Consider the following 19659-nt stretch of genomic DNA (forward strand, 5'->3'; position numbering starts at 1 on the left):
CCGGCCGCCCGAGTACGTCCAGTACACGGGCGGCCCTCCGCCTTGCGATGCACGGCACCAGACGCCGCGGGGCCCGCCCTCCGGGCGGCCGGCGCTACTTTGCGGACACGGCCTAGGCCGTCTCTTTCGGATCTTGCCGGGCCCGCGACGCCCGGCACCGCACCTGGCCGCGTTGTCGGGGCACCCGAGTACGTCCAGTACACGGCGGGCCCCTCCGCCTTGCCATCTACGGCACCGGACGCCGCGGGCTCGGCCGAGAGGATCCGAAAGAGACGACCTAGCCGCCGAGGTCCAGGTGGGGGAACTGGGCGAGGAACGGTTCGGCGGTGGCGGAGATGCCCCGCCCGAACGGCGCGTCGAAGTCCCAGATCAGGAACAGCAGGAACGCGATGAGGGCACTGAACAGGCCCGCCAGCAGCATCTCCCGGAACGACCGCCTGATCTGCAGGGTGAAGATCAGGCCCACGGTGACCAGGGCGCCGACGATCAGCCCGAACCACACCACGCCCGGCATGGTGGCCCCGGCACTCGAGCCGCGTGCGCTGCGGGCGTCGTCGGCCACCGCGACCTGGTCGACCAGCGGCTGGTAGGCCTGCCCCTCGTGGTCGGTCTGCGGCTCGTAGTCGGTGACGTCCCGGCGGATACGTTCCAGCAGCTCCCCGCCGTGCTCGGTGAGCTCGCCGTGGTCGGCCATCCGCTGCCACTCCGTGTCCACGACGTAGGTCACGTACGCGTCGACATCGGACCGGATCCGCTTGCGCACCTCGGCCGGGTAGACCTCGGAGCGGACACTGATCTCGTGCAGGGCCTGGGCCTCCTGGCGCACGTATTCCTGGGCGGCCCCGCGGCCCTCCCAGACGCCGGCGATCGCCAGGCCCAGCACGATCGCGTAGATCACCCCGATCATCATCGTCATGTACTCGATGACATCCGGGGTCTCGTTCGGATCGTCGTCGTCGCCGATCCTCCTGTGGTTCAAGAAGGCGATGGACAGCACCACGGCACAGGCCGCGGCCATCGCGATGGACAGGACGAGCCATTCCGACAAGATGACTCCCAATCGGTTACTGGTGGGGCGGAAGAAGCGCTAGCGCGGGCGCAGCGCGACGATCGCGAGCACCGCGGGAGCGGCGGTCATCAAGGTGAAAGTCACCGGTGAGATGTGGTGCTCGACGGGTTTGCGGGCCGCCGCGTGATACGCGGGTCGGGCCACCGGTTTCGGCGGTACGGGTTTCACCTCTGGGGCGGGCGGTGGCGGTGGGGCAGGTGGTGCAGGTGGTGGCGGTGTGGGAGCCCTGGCCACGCGGGGCGCCGGGGGTGCCGGTTTCGGCGGGGGCGGCGCGGCCTGGACCGGCTTCGGTAGGGGTTTCGGCGCGGGAGGCGGCGGCGGTTTCGGCGGTGCGGGTTTCGGGGGCGGTGTGGGCTCGGGCGGTGGCGGCGGGGGAGTCGGCTCGGGTGGCGGCGTGGGCTTCGGTGGCTTGGGCGGCTTCGGCGGTGGCTTCGGCGGGCAGGGCGGAGGGGGCGGCGGCGGTGGGCAGTGGGGGTGGCCGTGACGGCCCCCGCCATGCCCGCCTCCGCGACGTTTCCCGTGGTCGGAGCCCTGGTCGTCATCGTGATGTCCGCCACGCGGGCCGCGTTCGCGGGCGCTGCCGCCGGCCACCGCGGCCACCACGGCGGCGGCCGGGCCGTCGCCGGAGTCGGTCGTCGCGTAGGCGCGGCTATCAGCCACGGCCGGAGTGACGGACAAGGCCGCCCACAGCAGGACCGGGACTGCCAGCAGGCGCCTGGCACAGGCTCTGTTCACCCCGGGAGCATGGGCCCGCGCGCGCCCGGGCACGCGAGGCTCGGCCCCCGGTTCGCCTGAACGGGTGGAGTGCCGACCAGCGAGGTTTGAGCCACCTGTGGGTCGGTAGTGTGGTGACTCCGATCGAGTCTCAGTCAATTCCCATAAGGGACTTGTCGGTATCGGTCATTCCCTCGTCCGGCGGGGCGGTGCCTTTGGTGTGTGACGAAGAACGGATCGCCAATTTCCGCTTTTGCTCGCCCTGTTGGGAAATGATCAGTACATTCGGCTCGGACAGGAGTCCGACCTCACACGGACGACCGCAGGACCAACGCTTGGAGACCCCGATGGAGCGCCCCGCCTGGGCCCCGCCAGGCATCGACATATCGGTGCCCAGCGTGTCCCGCATCTATGATTACTACCTGGGCGGGTCCCACAATTTCGAGGTCGACCGCCAGACGGCTCGCCGCGCCATGGAATTCATGCCGGGACTGCCCAAGATCATGCAGGCCAACCGGGCATTCATGCGCCGCGCCGTCCGGCACGCCGTCGCCGAGGGCGTCACGCAGTTCCTCGACATCGGCTCCGGCATCCCCACCTTCGGCAATGTCCACGAGGTCGCCCAGGCCGCCAGCCCGCAGGCGCGCGTCGTCTACGTCGACCACGACCCCGTGGCCGTCGCGCACAGCCGGGCCGTCCTCACGGGGGACGACAACAGCGACATCGTCGCTGCCGACCTGCGCAAGCCCAAGGAGATCCTGGCCGCCCCCGAGGTCGGCCGGCTGCTCGACCTCGGCCGCCCGGTCGCCCTCCTGCTCGTCGCCGTCCTGCACTTCCTGGAGGACACGGACAACCCCTACGGCGCCGTCGCCGAGCTGCGCGACGCGCTGGCCCCCGGCAGCCTGCTGATCCTCACGCACGCCTCGTACGAGGGGATCCCGCTCACCCAGGAAACCGCCGCCGGCACCGTCGGCGTCTACCGGGACATGCGCAACCCCCTCGTCATGCGGACCCGGGAACAGATCAGCGGCTTCTTCGACGGGTTCGAGATGCTGGAGCCGGGCCTGGTGTCCATGCCCGACTGGCGGCCCGACCGGCCCGACCGGCCCGACGGCGGCGAGGACGCCGAGACACCGGAAGACCCCTACGCCTTCTCGGGCTTCGGCGGCGTGGGACGCAAGGCGTGAGACTTCCGGCACAGACGGCGGGCGCGCCGAAAGTCGCCGCGGCACCCGCCGCGGCACCGGCCACCGGGTCCGGGGCGGCCCCGCACGGCGGCATCGAGGACCGGATCGCCCGCTTCGCCACGATCTGGGGCCGGGCGATCTTCCCGGTCACGGCGACCTCGCTGACCCGCACCGAGTTCGAACGGCACCTCGTACCCCTCACCCGGACGCTCACCGAGGCCCTGCACGCGAGGCCCTTCGACGCCTCGGTCGCCCAGCAGGTGGGGGCGGAACTCGTCGCCGTGCACTGCACCGACCCCGAGGCCCTGGCCGGCACCCTCGGGGTGATCGAGTCGTACCTGGTGCTCTACTGCGGCCCGGACGGACCCGAGGGCTCCGGCGTGGAGGGCACCGAGGAGTACCGCTCCCGCTGCGCCCGGCTCCAGCACGCCATCGCGGCGGGGTACGCCCGCGCGCTGCGCGAGCGCACCCTCAGGGAGCAGGAGGCCATCGCGCGCTCCGCGCTGACCGCGCGCACCGACGCGCAGCAGGCCCTGCACGCGAGCGAGGAGCGCTTCCGGGCGGTCTTCGAGGGCGCGGCCGTGGGGATCGGCATCGCCGACCTCGACGGGAACGTCCTGGAGGTCAACGACACCCTGCTGCAGATGTTCGGCGGCCTGGAAGGGCACGTCCGCAGCCGCAACGTCAGCGAATGGGGGCACCCCGACGACACCCCGCACGTCTGGCGGATGTACGGCGAGCTGGTGCGCGGCGAGCGCGAGAGCTACCGCGTCGAGAAGCCCTACTACCGGCACGACGGCACCGTGCTCTGGACCAATCTGACGGTGTCGCTGCTGCGCGACGCCGACGGGAAGCCGCAGTACCAGCTGGCGCTGATGGAGGACACCACCGAACGCCGGCTGCTGAACCTGCGCCTGCGCTACGAAGCCACCCACGACGCCCTGACCGGCCTGCCCAACCGGACGCTGTTCTTCGAGCGGCTGGAGAAGGCCCTCGGCGGAGCCGGCGGCGACCGCTACGGCCTGTGCTACCTCGACCTCGACGGCTTCAAGGCGGTCAACGACAGCCTCGGGCACTCGGCGGGGGACCGGCTGCTGGTGGAGGTCGCCGACCGGCTGCAGAGCTGCGCGACCGGCCCCGGCGAGGTGGTCGCCCGGCTCGGCGGTGACGAGTTCGTCGCCCTGACCACCGGCTCCGACACCGAGCAGAAGGTGACCGACCTCGCCGTCCGCATACTGACCGCGCTGTCCACCCCGATCCGGCTGGAGGGCCGGGAACTGACGGTCCGGGGCAGCATCGGCATCGTCGAGGGCCGGGCCAAGGAACGCACCCCGGCGGAGGTGCTGCGCAGCGCCGACATCACGATGTACCGGGCCAAGGCGGCCGGCGGCAACCGCTTCGAATTCGCCGACGCCGAGGCCGACGCCCGCGCGATCACCCGCCACGGCCTGACCAACGCCCTGCCCGCGGCGCTGGAACGCGGCGAGTTCTTCATCGAGTACCAGCCGCTGGTCCACATGCGCGACGGCAGCGTGCACGGGGCCGAGGCGCTGGTGCGCTGGTCGCACCCGCAGTACGGGGTCCTCGGCCCGGACCGCTTCATCCCGCTCGCCGAACGCACCGGGCTGATCGTGCCGCTGGGCCGCTGGGTGCTGGAGGAAGCGGTCCGCCAGGCCCGCATCTGGCAGCGCCAGCACGGAGGCGCGGCCCTGCGCATCAACGTCAACCTCTCGCCGACCCAGCTGCACCACCCGGGCCTGGTCGCCGACACCGTGGCGGTGCTGGAGAAGTCCGGCCTCGCTCCGGGTGCGCTGTGCCTGGAGGTCACCGAATCGGCCCTGATAGGGGCCGACGACGAACTCCTGGAACCGCTGCGCCGGCTCGCCGCCCTCGGCGTGGACATCGCCCTCGACGACTTCGGCACCGGCTACTCGAACCTGGCCAACCTGCGGAGGCTGCCGGTCAGCGTCCTGAAGCTCGACCGCTCCTTCACCCAGGGGATGCAGCAGCAGCCCGCGAACCCGGTCGACGTCAAGATCGTGGAGGGGATCGTCGCCCTGGCGCACAGCCTCGAACTCGCCGTCACCGTCGAGGGAGTGGAGACCGGAGCCCAGGCCGCCCAGCTGCGCGCCCTCGGCTGCGACACCGCTCAGGGCTGGTACTACGCCCGGCCCGGGGCCCCGGACCGCATCCACACCCTCTCCCTCTCGGACGCGGTGCCCACGCCCTCCTGACGCCCGCCCCGCCGGAAGGACCCGAGCCCCGGCCCTTCGCCCGCGGCCCGGCCCTCAGCCCGCGGCCCGGGCGGGGAGCCCGGGGCCGCGGGCCCGGCGGAGCCCGGCCTGCCTCAGGCTCCGGCGGGCGGCACGGACCGGCTCATGCCGACCTCCGTGCCGCGACCGGGGGTCCGCACGGCCTCCACGACCCGCTCGTACCGCTCGGCCGTGTCGGCCAGCACATCGGCGGCCACCGGCAGCCGCTCCGCCTCGTACGCGTCGAGCACCTCCTCGCCGCCGGGGCCGGCGAGAGCGGCGGCCAGCGTCCGGCCGAGGGCGGCCGCGTCCTGGATGCCGGTGTTCATGCCCAGTCCGCCGGCTATGGGCTGTACGTGCGCGGCATCCCCGGCGAGGAACACCCGTCCTTCCCGTATCCGCGTGGCCATCCGGACGTTGACCCGCCAGGCCGAGATCCAGGTGGCTTCGGTGAGCCGGATGCCCGGTACCCGGGCGTGGCTGTCGAAGATCCGCTGGAAGCTTTCCAGCGAGGGCGGCAGCGATTCGCCCCGCTCGTCCCGCTCGGGCGAGGCCTGCAGCTGGAAGCTGTCCGTCCCCGGCATCGGGCAGAGCAGGATCCCGCCGCCCTCCGAGGTGAACCACTGGTGCCACACGTCCCGGCTGAGCCCGGGTGCCCGGACATCCCCGATCACCATCGCGGGCTCTTCCTGCCCGCTTCCTTCGAAGGGGATGCCGAGCAGCTTGCGGGTGGTGCTGCGCCCGCCGTCGCACCCTGCGAGATAGCGGGCCGCGATCACGGTGCCGTCCGCCAGCTCCGCACGTACCCCGGCCTCGTCCTGGGAGATTCCGGCGAGCTCCGAGCCGTACTCGACGTGCACGCCCAGCGCGGCGAGCCGGTCGCGCAGAGCCGCTTCGATCTGCCACTGCCCGATCAGCAGGCCGCCATCGGTGGGGGTGTCGTTGATGTGCTCCCCGTCGAAGTACTTGCGCAGGACCACGCTCGTGATCCCGGTGGTCGACAGGGTGTCGAGCACGCCGAGCCGCTGGAAGACATCGAGGCTGGCCGGCAGGAGCCCCTTGCCCCGGGACTCGTGGTGCGGTTCGGTGCGCCGGTCGATGACCCGCACGGCGAATCCGCGCAGTGCCAGGTCGCAGGCGAGCGTCAGTCCGGTCGGACCGGAGCCGGTGATCAGAACGTCGGTCATGGGATGTCCTCTCCTCGTCGATGCCTCAAGGAAAGCGGCTCCCGAGGAAAAAGCAACCCGGTTAAAAAAATAACCCGGTCACGAATCCGTGCTACGCTGTGTGCATGGAGAACACGACGGGTCTGCGCGAGAACAAGAAGCTCCGTACGCGCCACCGGCTGGCCGCCACGGCGCTGGAGCTCTTCCTGGAAAGCGGCTTCGATGCCGTGTCGGTGGCGGACGTCGCCGCCGCGGCCGAGGTCTCCAAGCCCACGCTCTTCCGGTACTTCCCGACCAAGGAGGACCTGCTGCTCGACCGGTTCGCCGACCATCAGGACGAGGCGGCGCGCATCGTGCGCGAGCGGCCCGCCGGTCACACCCCGGTGGGCGCGGTGCACGCGCACTTCCTGGCCGCCCTGGCCGAGCGGGATCCGATCACCGGGCTGTGTGACCACCCGAACGTGATGGCCTTCCAGCAGCTGGTCTACAGCACCGCCAGTCTGAAGAGCCGGCTGAACCGCTACACCGAGCTCGAGGTGGAGCTGCTCGCCGCCGAGTTGGAGGCGGAGGCGGTGCCCCCGCTCGCCGCCCGGCTCGCGGCGACGCATCTCGTGGCCGTCCGCCACGAGTTGGGCCGGGTGAACTGGCGGCGGATCGAGGCGGGTCAGAGTGCGGACGAGGCCCACGCGGCCGCGGTGGCCGATGCCGACCAGGCCTTCGCGATGCTGGCGGACGGCCTCGACAGGGCCCTGCCGGCAGCCCCTGCCCCGCCGATATCCCCGGCCGCGCCCTGACGGCCCCCCGCCCGCGGGCCCGGGCGGGGCGGAGTCAGCCGAGCAGTATGCGCTTCAGCTCGCGGGCGGCGCGCGGCGGAGCCACGTCGGTGCGATGGGCCAGGGCGATCGTGCGGCGCAGCGGGGAGCCGGCCAGCGGGGTCACCCGCAGACCCGGACCGGCGCGATCCACCACCATCGCCGGGACCACCGCGACACCGAGCCCCGCCCGGACGAAGCCCAGGACCGCGTCCATCTCGCCGCCCTCCACGGTGAAGACCGGCTCGAAGCCCTCCGCCCGGCAGGCGGCCACCGTGAGCTCCCGCAGGTCGTAGCCGTGCCGGAACATCACCATCGGCTCATCCCGCAGTCCCGGGATGGTCAGCTCGCCGCCCCCGCCGGGCGCCGGCCGTTCCGCCGAGGAGACCACCACGAGGTCTTCCGTCAGCAGTTCCACCGTGGTCAGGGCCGGTGCCGAAGGGGGCAGCGGCAGCGCGATCAGGGCCAGGTCCAGGGCTCCGCGCGCGAGCTCTCGTACGAGGTCGAGAGAGCCGCTTTCCTCGATCAGCAGCTCGATCCCGGGATGCGCGTCGTGGAAGGCCCGCAGGACGTCCGGCAGCAGACCCGTGCAGATGCTGGGCGTGGCGCCGAGCCGGACGCGGCCGCGCCGGAGCTGCGCCAGTTCCTGCACCTCCAGCCGCGCGGTGTCCGCATCCGCCAGGATCCGCCGGGCCAGCGGCAGCAGCGTCTCACCCGCGTCGGTGAGTGCGATGTTTCCCCGGGCCCGGCTGAACAGCTCGGCCCCGAGTTCCCGTTCGAGCGCCTTGATCTGCTGCGAGAGCGAGGGCTGGGCCACGTGGACGCGCTCCGCGGCCCGGGTGAAGTGCAGGGTCTCGGCGACGGCCACGAAGTACAGGAGCTGCTGGAACTGCATCCGCCCAGGCTAGCGCCTTTGATAGATGCTCTCTATCGATATCAGCTCCATCATGTCTTGGACCTTTCAGGCTCCCCGTCCGTACCGTCGAGGACATGGCTCTGGCAACGCGGACGGATCGACGGCCGTCCATCACACGCACGATCTGGGACTCCTCCGTCGGCAAGAAGTCCGTGATGGCCGTGTCCGGCCTGATCATGCTCGGCTACCTCGTCGTGCACATGCTCGGAAACCTCAAGATCTTCTTCGGGGCGGCCGAGTTCAACGGCTACGCCCACTGGCTGCGCACCCTCGGCTCGCCCTTCCTGCACCACGAGTGGGCCCTGTGGCTCGTCCGCGTGGCACTGCTCGCCGCAGTCGTCGCCCACGCCGTGTCCGCGTACCAGCTCAGCCGCCGCGACATCAAGGCCCGCCCGGTCAAGTACGCCCACAAGCGCCGCCGCGCGAGCTACGCCACCCGCACCATGCGCTGGGGCGGCATCATCCTCGGCCTGTTCATCGTCTGGCACCTGCTCGACCTCACCACGCTCACCGTCAACGAGCGCGCCTGGTCCGGCCACCCGTACGAGAACGTCCTGTCCACCTTCTCCACCTGGTACGGGAACACGATCTACATCGTGGCCATGGCCGCTCTCGGCCTGCATGTCCGCCACGGCTTCTGGAGCGCCGCGCAGACCCTCGGCGCGGGCAGCGCCCGCCGCGAGCGGACGCTGAAGTTCCTGGCCAACGGCCTGGCCCTCGTCCTCTTCGCCGGCTTCGTGTCCGTCCCCGTAGCCGTCATGACCGGAGTGGTGAACTGACCATGAGCGCACCCCAGCACCCCCACTACGCCGCCTACACCACCGGCGAGCCCGTCGCCGACACCAAGGCACCCGAAGGCCCGATCGCGGACCGTTGGGACCGCCGCCGCTTCGAGGCCAAGCTCGTCAACCCGGCCAACCGCCGCAAGCACACCGTCATCGTCGTCGGTACCGGCCTCGCGGGCGGAGCGGCCGGCGCGACACTCGCCGAACAGGGCTACCACGTGGTCCAGTTCTGCTTCTCCGACTCCCCGCGCCGAGCCCACTCCATCGCCGCCCAGGGCGGCATCAACGCCGCCAAGAACTACCGCAACGACGGCGACTCGGTGCACCGCCTCTTCTACGACACCGTCAAGGGCGGCGACTTCCGCGCCCGCGAGTCCAACGTCCACCGCCTCGCCCAGATCTCCGTGGAGATCATCGACCAGTGCGTGGCCCAGGGCGTCCCCTTCGCCCGCGAGTACGGCGGCCTCCTCGACACCCGCTCCTTCGGCGGCGTCCAGGTCTCGCGCACCTTCTACGCCCGCGGCCAGACCGGCCAGCAGCTCCTGCTCGGCGCCTACCAGGCACTCTCCCGGCAGATCGCCGCGGGCAACGTCGAGATGCACGCCCGCACCGAGATGCTCGACCTGATCGTCGTGGACGGAGTGGCCCGCGGCATCGTCGCCCGCGACCTGATCACCGGCGAGATCTCCACGTACTACGCCGACGCCGTGGTCCTGGCGAGCGGCGGCTACGGCAACGTCTTCTACCTCTCCACCAACGCCATGAACTCCAACGCGACCGCCGTCTGGCGGGCGCACCGGCGCGGCGCGTACTTCGCCAACCCCTGCTTCACCCAGATCCACCCCACCTGCATCCCGCGCACCGGCGACCACCAGTCCAAGCTCACCCTCATGAGCGAGTCCCTGCGCAACGACGGACGCATCTGGGTCCCCAAGGCCCAGGGCGACACCCGTGCCCCGGCCGACATCCCCGAGGCGGAGCGCGACTACTACCTGGAGCGGATCTACCCCTCCTTCGGCAACCTCGTGCCCCGCGACATCGCCTCCCGCGCCGCGAAGAACGTCTGCGACGAGGGCCGCGGCGTAGGCCCCGGCGGCCAGGGCGTCTACCTCGACTTCGCGGACGCCATCCGCCGCATGGGCAGGGACAAGGTCGCCGAGAAGTACGGCAACCTCTTCGAGATGTACGAGCGGATCACCGCGGAGAACCCGTACGAGGTCCCCATGCGGATCTACCCCGCCGTCCACTACACGATGGGCGGCCTGTGGGTCGACTACGACCTCCAGACCACCGTCCCCGGCCTCTTCGCCATCGGCGAGGCCAACTTCTCCGACCATGGCGCGAACCGACTCGGGGCCTCCGCCCTGATGCAGGGCCTCGCCGACGGCTACTTCGTCCTGCCGTCCACGATCAACGACTACCTGGCCCGCCACCCGCACCCGGACACCGTGGACGACACCCACCCCGAGGCCGCGGCCGCCGTGCGGGAGGTCCGCGACTGCCTCGCCAAGCTGCTCACCGTCGACGGCGACCGCACCCCCGACTCCTTCCACCGCGAGATCGGCGAACTCATGTGGGAGTACTGCGGCATGTCCCGCACCGAGGAAGGGCTGCGCAAGGCCCTCGCCCGGATCCCGGAGATCCGGGAGGAGTTCTGGCAGCGCATCAAGGTCCCCGGCAGCGGCGAGGAGTTCAACCAGTCCCTGGAGAAGGCCAACCGCATCGTCGACTACCTCGAACTCGCCGAGCTGATGTGCCTCGACGCGCTCCACCGCGCCGAATCCTGCGGCGGCCACTTCCGCGAGGAGTCCCAGACCCCGGACGGCGAGGCCGCCCGCCGCGACGAGGAGTTCGGCTACGCCGCCGCCTGGGAGTACCAGGGCACCGGGGCCGCCCCCGTCCTGCACAAGGAAGACCTCGTCTTCGAGTACGTCCACCCCACCCAGCGGAGCTACGCATGAAGCTCACCCTGCGCGTCTGGCGCCAGCGCGGCGCCGACGCCCCCGGTCACATGGTCTCCTACGAGGTCGACGGCATCTCGAAGGACATGTCCTTCCTGGAGATGCTCGACACCCTCAACGAGGACCTCATCCTGCGCGGCGAGGACCCGGTCGCCTTCGACCACGACTGCCGCGAGGGCATCTGCGGCGCCTGTAGCCTCGTCATCAACGGCGACGCCCACGGCCCGGAACGCACCACCACCTGCCAGCTCCACATGCGGTCCTTCGCCGACGGCGACACCATCGACGTCGAGCCGTGGCGGGCCGCCGCCTTCCCGGTGGTCAAGGACCTCGTCGTCGACCGCGGCGCCTTCGACCGGATCATCCAGGCCGGCGGCTACATCACCGCCCCCACCGGCGCCGCCCCCGAGGCGCACGCCACCGCCGTACCCAAGGCCGACGCCGACTTCGCCTTCGAGCACGCCGAGTGCATCGGCTGCGGCGCGTGCGTGGCGGCCTGCCCCAACGGCTCCGCGATGCTCTTCACCTCCGCCAAGGTCAACCACCTGAACGTGCTCCCGCAGGGCTCGCCGGAGCGCGAGACCCGGGTGCTGGACATGGTGGCCCGGATGGACGACGAGGGCTTCGGCGGCTGCACCCTGACCGGCGAGTGCGCCACGGCCTGCCCGAAGGGCATCCCGCTGCCGTCGATCGCCGCGATGAACAAGGAGTGGCTGCGGGCGGTGCGCAAGGGCCCCCGCTGACCCCGGGGGCCCAGGGCCCCCGGATCTCCCCCGCTCCGCCGCCGCTCGTGCGCCGATCGGCTGACCGGAACGGCCCGTACCGCGCCGCGCCCCGGCGCCGTCCGGGCCGTGGGGGACAGTGGCGCCATGCCAGAAGCCCCCGCCGGGTCCGGACCGCGTCGCCGAGCCGTCCTGGCCGCCGCCCTCGTCCCGCTGGCCGGGGCCGGGTGCTCGGGCGAGGCAGCCTGGCGCACCCCGGCGCCCGGTGCGCCGGCCAGGCCCAAGGACGCCCTGATCATGGTGATCCGGCACGCGGAGAAGCCGTACGCCGGTGGCGTCGGCCGGGACGCGGAGGGCGAGGACGACCCCGGTTCGCTGGCCGGCCGCGGCTGGCGCCGGGCCGAGCGCCTCCCGCGCCTGTTCCCGCCGGCCCCCGGCTCCTCGCTGCCCCGCCCGGCGGCGCTCTTCGCAGCAGGCGGGAAAGCAGCCGCCGCCCCCGCGCGGTGCCAGCAGACGGTGTCGGCGCTCGCCACCGCCCTGCGCACCCCTGTCCGTACCGAGTTCGCCGTCGGCGCCGAAGCCGCCCTCGCACAGGCCGCGTCGGCCGCGCCCATGCCCGTACTCGTCTGCTGGGAGCACAGCGGGATCCCGCGGCTGGTCCGGGCCCTCGGCGCCCATCAGGTCCCCGGCACCCCGGCCACCTGGCCCGACCGGCACGACCTCGTCTGGGCGTTCACCCGCCGCCAGGGGCGGTGGACCTTCCGCGAACTGCCGCAGCACCTGCTCCCCGGCGACGTCTGAGCCTCACCGGCGGATCAGTTCGTTCCGGTCGGCCCGAGGGCCCGCGCCAGGTACGGGGCCGTACGGCTGCCCGGCGCGGCGGCCACCTCCGCCGGGGTGCCCGCGGCGACCACGCGGCCGCCCGCCGTGCCGCCGCCCGGACCCAGGTCGATGACCCAGTCCGCGCCCGCGACCACCTCCATGTCGTGCTCCACGACCACCACCGAGTGCCCGGCGTCCACCAGTCCGTGCAACTGCCGCAGCAGCACCCGTACGTCCGCCGGATGCAGCCCGGTCGTCGGCTCGTCCAGCAGGTACAGCGTGTGGTCCCGGCGCAGCCGCTGCAGCTCCGTCGCCAGCTTGATCCGCTGCGCCTCGCCGCCGGACAGCTCGGTGGCCGGCTGCCCCAGCCGCAGGTAGCCCAGCCCGATCTCCTCCAGCGCCCGCAGGCTGCGCGCCGCCGCCGGGACGCCGGCGAAGAAGGCGGCCGCCGACTCCACCGTCAGGCCCAGCACCTCCGCGATGTTCAGGCCCTCGTACCGGACCTCCAGGGTCTCGGCGTTGTACCGGGCCCCCGCGCACTCGGGGCACGGGGCGTACGTACTGGGCAGGAACATCAGCTCCACCGAGACGAAGCCCTCGCCCTGGCAGGTCTCGCAGCGGCCGCCGGGCACGTTGAAGGAGAACCGGCCCGCCTTCCAGCCGCGTGCCCGCGCCTCGGGGGCGGCCGTGAAGAGCCTGCGCACCACGTCGAACAGCCCGGTGTACGTGGCCAGGTTGGACCGCGGTGTCCGGCCGATCGGCTTCTGGTCGACCTCCACCAGCCGTCGTACGGGGAAGTCCGCTTCCGCGAGCCGCTCGCCGACCTCCCGGGCCAGCACCTGGCCCACCAGCGTGGACTTGCCCGACCCCGACACCCCGGTGACGGCCGTGAACACACCGAGCGGGAAATGCGCCTCCAGCTCCCGCAGGTTGTGCCGGTCCACCCCAGTCAGCCGCACCGCCCCGGTCGCCCTACGCACCCGCCGGGGGGCCGCGGCCGGCTCCCGCGCCGCGAACAGGTGCCGGGCCGTCGCCGACCCCGCCACCCCGGCCAGGTCCTGCGGCGGCCCGCTGTGGAGCACCTGCCCGCCGTGCTCCCCGGCCAGCGGACCCACGTCCACCAGCCAGTCCGCGTGCCGCACCACATCGAGATGGTGTTCCACGACGAAGACCGTGTTCCCGGCCTCCTTCAGCCGGTCCAGTACGCCGAGCAGCGCCTCGGTGTCGGCCGGGTGCAGCCCCGCCGACGGCTCGTCCAGTACGTACACGACCCCGAACAGCCCCGACCGCAGCTGTGTCGCCAGCCGCAGCCGCTGCAGCTCGCCCGCGGACAGGGTCGGCGCGGTCCGGTCCAGGCTCAGATACCCCAGCCCCAGCTCTCTGACGGGTCCGATCCGGGAGCGCAGGTCCTCGGCGAGCACCCGCGCCGCCTCCCCGTCCAGGGACGCGGAGGCCAGTACGCCGTCCAGGTCGGTCAGCGCCAGCGCCGCCAGCTCCGCGATGGTCCGCCCGGCGAAGGTGACGGCGAGGGCCTCCGGACGCAGCCGCCGCCCCTCGCACACCTGACACGGCGAGTCGGCGAGGAACTTCTCGGCGCGGGCCCGCAGGGTGGCGCTCTTGCTGTCGGCGAAGGTCCGCATGACGTAGCGGTGGGCGCTCATGTACGTTCCCTGGTAGGGCCGTTGGATCCGCTCGGCCTCCCGCACCGGGTGCACCGTCACCACCGGCTGTTCGTCGGTGAACAGGATCCACTCGCGGTCCTTCGCGGGCAGCTCCCGCCAGGGCCGGTCCACGTCGTGGCCGAGGGTCTCCAGGACGTCCCGCAGGTTCTTGCCCTGCCAGGCCCCCGGCCAGGCGGCGATCGCACCCTGACGGATCGACAGCTCCGGGTCGGGCACGAGGAGTTCCTCGGTGGTGCGGTGGATCCGGCCGAGCCCGTGACAGGACGGGCAGGCCCCGGCGGCGGTGTTGGGCGAGAAGGCGTCGGAGTCGAGCCGCTCCGCACCCGGCGGATAGGTCCCGGCCCGCGAATACAGCATCCGCAGGGAGTTGGACAGCAGGGTCACCGTGCCGACCGAGGAGCGCGAGCCGGGGGAGGAGCGGCGCTGCTCCAGCGAGACGGCCGGCGGCAGCCCGGTGACGGAGTCCACCTTCGGCGCGCCGATCTGGTGGATCAGGCGCCGGGCGTACGGGGCCACGGACTCGAAGTACCGGCGCTGGGCCTCGGCGTAGAGCGTGCCGAAGGCGAGCGAGCTCTTCCCGGAGCCGGAGACCCCGGTGAACACGGTCAGCGCGTCGCGCGGGATGTCCACGTCGACGCCGCGCAGATTGTGCTCCCGGGCACCCCGGACCCGTACGTACGGGTCGCGGTGGGCCTGAGGATCGGTGAACTGGTGCATTCGCCCCAGTTTAGTCGTGGCTGGCCGCGCGGCGTCAGCGGGTGATGGCCATGATGGCCTCCGCCACCGCCGGATGCTTCAGATAGTCGAGCACGCTGTGCGGCCACAGGGGAGCGATGCTGATCTCCGGCCGACCCTCCACCCCGTCGAACACCCGGGCCAGCTCACCCTTCGGAACAGCGACGAAGTCTCCGACATCCGCGATGTCGACCCACCGCTGCACGCCCGGAGGCCTGACACCCCGGCCCTCCAGCGGGCCGGGATCGAGGCGGTGGAAGACGGCGTTGGGCAACGCGAGCGGGGACCCCAGGGTCAGGAGGAGCCGTACGTCGAGTTCGCCCGCCAGGTCGTGCAGGGCCTCGTAGGCGACCACGCTCCCCAGAGAGTGCGCGACGACGACATCCGGTCGGTGCCGGAGCATCGAAGCCTTCACCCGCTCGCGCACGGGTGCGCGCCCGGTGGCGAAGTACCGGGTCACCTCGGGGAAGAACAGCTTCACGCTCTTCTCCACCACCGCGGGTTTCTGCCCGGTCCGCTCGGCGACCTGCCCGCAGATCCACCGCAGCCAGCCGGTGGCCCGGCCCTGCGCCCCGCTCGGGTCCACGCCCCAGACCCGCGCCCACTGCTCGACCAGCGCCAGCTCCTCGTCGGCCGGCTCGGCGCTCTGCTTCTCGCTGCGCAGCAGATCGGCGTAGTAGGCCGTCTCCAGATCGAGCCCCGGGACGGCCTCCCCGATCGCCGCGAGCCAGTCGGTACGCAGCCGGTTACTGCCGAGCTGGGGCGTGCTGTCGGCGGCCTTGTAGTTGCGGACGCCGTGGACGCCGAGGACGCGGGTCATGCGGGGGACTCCTCCGAATCGGCCTCGCCGCAGTCGTAGACCGCAAGGGCTCCGTTGATGGTGACGAACAGCCTCCCCGGGCCTGCGAACCCGAAGTTGTCCGGTTGGTCGAGCAACGGAATGCGCCTGACAAGGCGCAGGCCGTGGGACTCCCAGATCTTGATCACCGAGGTCTTCGAATGCTCCACGACCGCGAGCGCGAACCATTTGCTGTCGGGGGAGAAGGCGAGGCGATGCAGCGCCTGCGGGTGTCCGCCGATGCGGAGGGTCTCGGCGGGCGGAGGGGGAAGTGATCCTGTGCGGAGGATCTGCAGTGATCCAGAGTAGCCCGGGGCGATGAGGAGCTGACTGTCGGGTGAGAAGTGGAAATGGGAGCCGCTTCTCCCGGGCACCTCCGAGAGTGTTTTCCCGGTTGCCGGGTCGCGGAGTTCCAGACGCCCCGTGTTCCTGTTGAGGACGGCGAGCAGGCGCCCGTCGGGCGAGCCGACGGCACTGGACGGGGCGAACTGCGTCAGCTTCGGCGCCTGGGCCCCCTCGCCCAGCCCGCTCCAAAGGCGCAAGCGGCCCTCCCCGTCACCGCTGATCAGCAGCGACGGATCGGAGGGGTGGAACGCCACGCACATGTTGTAGGTGCTTCTGTCGTTGAGCTGGCTGATCGTTCGTCCCGAGGAGACCTCGACGACGTCCAACGAGGTCCAGCTACCGATGGCCAGTAGCGTTCCGTCGGACGAGAAGGAGAGGCGGCCGCCGACGACCATGGTCTTTCGACCCACCCTGCGGATCCATTCGAGCGTCTCGCAGGACCAAAGACCGACCCCCTCGCTGCCGAGCGCGGCGAGCAGGCGGCCGTCCGGTGAGAAGGCGATGGCCCGGCCCTTCTCCGTGTCGAGGGACACGCGGTTCCAGTCGTGTGTCGTCCAGACGGCCAACCCGCGTGCACCACACACGGCCAGCAGTTCTCCATTGGGGCTGAACTGCACGTCTTCGACACCTTCGCTGTGTTGCAGGCTCACATCCTCGACCGGATGATCCCCGGTCACGTCCCAGACGGAGGCGCCGAGGTCGTGGCGTCCGACGGCGAGCCGCCGGCCGTCGGGGGAGAACGCGAGGGCGCTGACCCTTCCGGTCACGTGGTGCCAGGGCTCTCCCACCAGAGTCCGCTTCTCGACGTCCCAGAACTGAATGCTCCGTGTCCAGGCGTTCGTTCCTAGCGCGAGGAGGCGGCCGTCCGGTGAGACGGCGATGTCGGTGATCGAGGCATGAGAATTTCCGAACAGAGGCGCGATTGCGCGCCATGTATCCGTCTCGACGAGGTGCACGCCCCGACTCGTGGCGGCAATCAGCCGGCTGCCGTCCGGCGAGAAGGCCACATCGTGCACCGCCGAGCTCACACGTTCGACGAAGGGGGTGCTGGCGTCGACCCGACCACCCTCTGCCCAGAGAAGGGAATGCGCCTCTTCCGGCTGGAAGGCGACCATCCCCACGATGCGGGCGAACTGCTTCCGGTGCCTTGGAAGATCCAACCGATGGGCGTCGAAGGCGCACACCGACGCGCGGTCGGACGCCTTCCTGATCTGCGCGTGCGAGGACCACGAGGCACTCAGGAGCCGAATGTATTCTGCGGCTTGCTCGGACCGCGTCATGTCGATCGCCCGGTGATCCTGCCGAGGGTCGAAGCGGATGAGGAAGTAGGGGTCAGTCAGGAGCAACTCTGCGGACTCGGCCGCATCGGCCGCGGCGACGTGCCCCAGCGCGTGCCGCAGTACGTACGGTTCTGCGGAGTACCAGTTGTCGCATGGCTCGGCGGCACCCGCCGTGAAGGGCCCGACGATTTCCGAGAGCAGCCTCCGTTCCAGGTCCAGGCTTTGGGCGGCGTCCACCGGATCCGAACCCGCGGGGTGATCGTGCAAGTAGTCCGCCAGCCCCTGGTGGAAGATTCGGTAGAGGGCCACGTCGCTCTCCGGGTCGACTCCGGTACGCAGGAACGGCGAAGCCTCTCGCAGCGTGTCGAGGAACTTCCTGTCGGTGATGTCGTCGGCATCCATGGCTTTGAGGCACCGCCGCAAGGTCGTCAGCGGCATTCCGTCTCCGCGCGACCGGGCGAGGATCGAGAGAACCGCGCGCAACGCGGGGAACTCGTCGCGCCGGGCGAGGAGGACGGCCTCCATCAGGTCCGGCAGGTCTGCCGATGCCTCCCGGGCGTAGGCCCGTGCCGCGGTCTCGTCCTGCGGAGGGTACCTCAGGGTCACCAGGTAGTGGACGTACAGGCCGGCGAGTAGAAACGGCCCCCACAAGCTGTCCGGTCGCAGGTGACGGACGATGCCGCTCGCCCCCCGCTTCGCGAGAGTGTCGACGAACTCCGAGGCGGTGCCGGTGGCGTACGGCTTGCTGGCGCGAAGCAGCCGTTCGATGTAGTGGCGTACGTCGTCCTCCAGCGCGACGGGATCCGCCGTGTCCAGATCGATCCGGTCGGCGGCGATCTCCGAGAGCTCTTCGGCGCAGGACAGCCCCGCCACCACCTCGCGCCGTCCGCCCAGCAGGACCCTGCACGGCGCCTCCGCCAGCGTGCCGTCCCGTCGCTCCGGCGCGAGGAGGCCGCTGATCAGTCGCAGGACCGCGTGAGGATCGGTGCTCTCGTCCACGGCGTCCACCACGATGAGGCGCTGCTTCTGTTCCTGGGCGAGTGCCTTGCGCAGGAGGTCGGCGGTCCACAGGACGGGGTCGGCGCCGCCTGTTTCCCTTTCGCGGTCCGGGTCCTCCGGGTTCTCCTCGTCCTTGGGCGGTTCGAGTCCCGTCTGCTCCACGATGATGTCGATTACCTGCTGCACCGAGCGCTGGCGTGCGTGCAGGGCGACGATGTCGGGGACTTCCGGGAGATCGTACGCGGCGGACTCCCACAGCTCCCTGACGCCCCGTCGCAGCTTCGGGGCCGCCGCGCACACGACGAGGCCCAGCAGCCCCGACTTCCCGGCGCCGGCCGCGCCCGTGACGGTCAGCAGTGGACTGTCGCCCGCCAGCCATGCGTGGTAGCGCTTCAGCTCCGCGGTGCGGCCCGAGAAGAAGCCCGTCCTGTCGTCGGCTGAGATGAGGCCGCGCCCGGACGCGCGGTCGATGAAGTAGAGACTGTCGCTGATCTCCTTGCCCGCCGCGATCTGGCTGGCCAGGTCCCCGAGGTCCTCGCCGGGGACGAAGCCCAGGGAGCGGCGCTGCAACTGGATCTGTTCCGGGGTGCGTTCGGCCGTCAGGGGGTTCGGGAGGAACGGCCACTCGCCGTCGCCCTGCTCCACGCTGAAGCCGAGGGACATGCGCCATGTGATGTCCGCTTTGACCTCGGCGATCAGAGCCCGGACGAACCGTGTGAACACGATGGACTCGACGTCCAGGGCGAAGTCCGTGAAGAACAGCGCGTCCAGCGCCTTCACGACCCATCCACTGAACCGGCCGCTTTCCGTCGGCGAGCTGCTGATGGACGCGCCGAGCGACCAGACGCCGCGTTCACCGTCGAGTTCGGAGATCGGCTGCCGACCTGTCGCGGTGCCCGCCCCGCAGGTGTCGATCAGGAACACGACGCGCTTGCAGTCCGCGCCCCGTTCGGCCTCCTGCTGTGCCTTCTCGATCCACCGGTCGACGTCGACCTCGCGGTCGTCGTGCGCCACGAAGGAGAGACGGCCGCTGCGGTCGGCCCGGCCGTGTCCGATCAGGTGGACGACGAGGACATCGGTGGCGCCCCGCTCGTCGACGATCCACTTGCGCAACAAGGCGTCGATCTCGCCTTCCGACCGGTCCAGCGACGTTTCCCCCGCAGCGCCGAACTGCCGGAAGGCAGCCTGTACTTCCTCGACGCGTGAGCGTACGAAACCGAGGTCCTCCGTCTCCGACCCGTCGGCGAAGCTTCCGACCCCGATCGACAACACCATGAGGCCGGGCGTGCCCCGGCCTTCCGTCGTCCTGCTCAACACGCCCCTCGCACACATCGGTTGACACCGCGCCACCACCGAGAACGGCACGGCTCACCG

Annotated in this window: 13 protein-coding genes; 7 read left to right on the forward strand and 6 right to left on the reverse strand. The window is 71.4% G+C overall.

Annotation, left to right across the window (positions count from 1 at the left end; translation table 11 throughout):
• Nucleotides 1-277 precede the first annotated feature (277 nt).
• Nucleotides 278-1048: a bestrophin-like domain gene (locus JYK04_RS35620; RefSeq protein ID WP_189741582.1), complete on the reverse strand. Its 771-nt coding sequence runs from the start codon at nucleotides 1046-1048 to the stop codon at nucleotides 278-280.
• 1082 nt (nucleotides 1049-2130) lie between these two features.
• On the opposite strand from JYK04_RS35620, the gene JYK04_RS35625 reads away from it, so the two are divergent.
• Both JYK04_RS35625 and JYK04_RS35630 read left to right on the forward strand, forming a co-directional pair.
• Nucleotides 2131-2970 (forward strand): SAM-dependent methyltransferase, encoded by an 840-nt coding sequence (locus tag JYK04_RS35625; RefSeq protein WP_189742081.1) that lies wholly within the window; start codon nucleotides 2131-2133, stop codon nucleotides 2968-2970.
• Entirely contained in the window at nucleotides 2967-5204 is a 2238-nt protein-coding gene (locus JYK04_RS35630; RefSeq protein ID WP_373297468.1) for a putative bifunctional diguanylate cyclase/phosphodiesterase, read from the forward strand. Before JYK04_RS35625 ends, JYK04_RS35630 begins: the two co-directional genes overlap by 4 nt.
• 113 nt (nucleotides 5205-5317) lie before the next feature.
• On the opposite strand, the gene JYK04_RS35635 is transcribed toward JYK04_RS35630, so the two are convergent.
• A complete protein-coding gene (locus tag JYK04_RS35635; RefSeq protein ID WP_189741579.1) occupies nucleotides 5318-6409 on the reverse strand; it encodes an FAD-dependent monooxygenase in 1092 nt (363 codons plus the stop codon).
• 104 nt (nucleotides 6410-6513) lie between these two features.
• Between JYK04_RS35635 and JYK04_RS35640 the strand changes: the two genes are divergently transcribed.
• Nucleotides 6514-7182 carry a TetR/AcrR family transcriptional regulator gene (locus tag JYK04_RS35640; RefSeq protein WP_189741576.1) on the forward strand — a complete coding sequence of 223 codons (669 nt, stop codon included), beginning with the start codon at nucleotides 6514-6516 and terminating at the stop codon, nucleotides 7180-7182.
• Nucleotides 7183-7216: 34 nt separating this feature from the next.
• On the opposite strand, the gene JYK04_RS35645 is transcribed toward JYK04_RS35640, so the two are convergent.
• Nucleotides 7217-8095, reverse strand: a complete 879-nt coding sequence (locus tag JYK04_RS35645; protein ID WP_189741573.1) for a LysR family transcriptional regulator — start codon at nucleotides 8093-8095, stop codon at nucleotides 7217-7219.
• Between the two features lie 95 nt (nucleotides 8096-8190).
• On the opposite strand from JYK04_RS35645, the gene JYK04_RS35650 reads away from it, so the two are divergent.
• The 4 genes from JYK04_RS35650 (at nucleotide 8191) to JYK04_RS35665 (ending at nucleotide 12385) form a co-directional block, all read left to right on the forward strand.
• Entirely contained in the window at nucleotides 8191-8895 is a 705-nt protein-coding gene (locus tag JYK04_RS35650) for a succinate dehydrogenase (protein ID WP_189741570.1), read from the forward strand.
• A gap of 2 nt (nucleotides 8896-8897) precedes the next feature.
• On the forward strand, nucleotides 8898-10862 hold the full coding sequence (locus JYK04_RS35655) for a fumarate reductase/succinate dehydrogenase flavoprotein subunit (protein ID WP_189741567.1): 1965 nt from the start codon (nucleotides 8898-8900) through the stop codon (nucleotides 10860-10862).
• Nucleotides 10859-11605 carry a succinate dehydrogenase/fumarate reductase iron-sulfur subunit gene (locus tag JYK04_RS35660; RefSeq protein WP_189741564.1) on the forward strand — a complete coding sequence of 249 codons (747 nt, stop codon included), beginning with the start codon at nucleotides 10859-10861 and terminating at the stop codon, nucleotides 11603-11605. Before JYK04_RS35655 ends, JYK04_RS35660 begins: the two co-directional genes overlap by 4 nt.
• Nucleotides 11606-11731: 126 nt before the next feature.
• Nucleotides 11732-12385 (forward strand): hypothetical protein, encoded by a 654-nt coding sequence (locus tag JYK04_RS35665; RefSeq protein ID WP_229876001.1) that lies wholly within the window; start codon nucleotides 11732-11734, stop codon nucleotides 12383-12385.
• Nucleotides 12386-12399: 14 nt separating this feature from the next.
• On the opposite strand, the gene JYK04_RS35670 is transcribed toward JYK04_RS35665, so the two are convergent.
• From JYK04_RS35670 to JYK04_RS35680, 3 genes are read right to left on the reverse strand one after another with little or no spacing between them, the layout of a single operon-like run.
• Nucleotides 12400-14805 carry an excinuclease ABC subunit UvrA gene (locus tag JYK04_RS35670; RefSeq protein WP_189741561.1) on the reverse strand — a complete coding sequence of 802 codons (2406 nt, stop codon included), beginning with the start codon at nucleotides 14803-14805 and terminating at the stop codon, nucleotides 12400-12402.
• A gap of 34 nt (nucleotides 14806-14839) precedes the next feature.
• On the reverse strand, nucleotides 14840-15643 hold the full coding sequence (locus JYK04_RS35675) for a hypothetical protein (protein ID WP_189741559.1): 804 nt from the start codon (nucleotides 15641-15643) through the stop codon (nucleotides 14840-14842).
• On the reverse strand, nucleotides 15640-19650 hold the full coding sequence (locus JYK04_RS35680) for an NACHT and WD repeat domain-containing protein (RefSeq protein ID WP_189741556.1): 4011 nt from the start codon (nucleotides 19648-19650) through the stop codon (nucleotides 15640-15642). Before JYK04_RS35680 ends, JYK04_RS35675 begins: the two co-directional genes overlap by 4 nt.
• Between the last annotated feature and the right edge of the window lie 9 nt (nucleotides 19651-19659).

The sequence above is a fragment of the Streptomyces nojiriensis genome (assembly GCF_017639205.1).
Lineage (GTDB): Bacteria > Actinomycetota > Actinomycetes > Streptomycetales > Streptomycetaceae > Streptomyces > Streptomyces nojiriensis.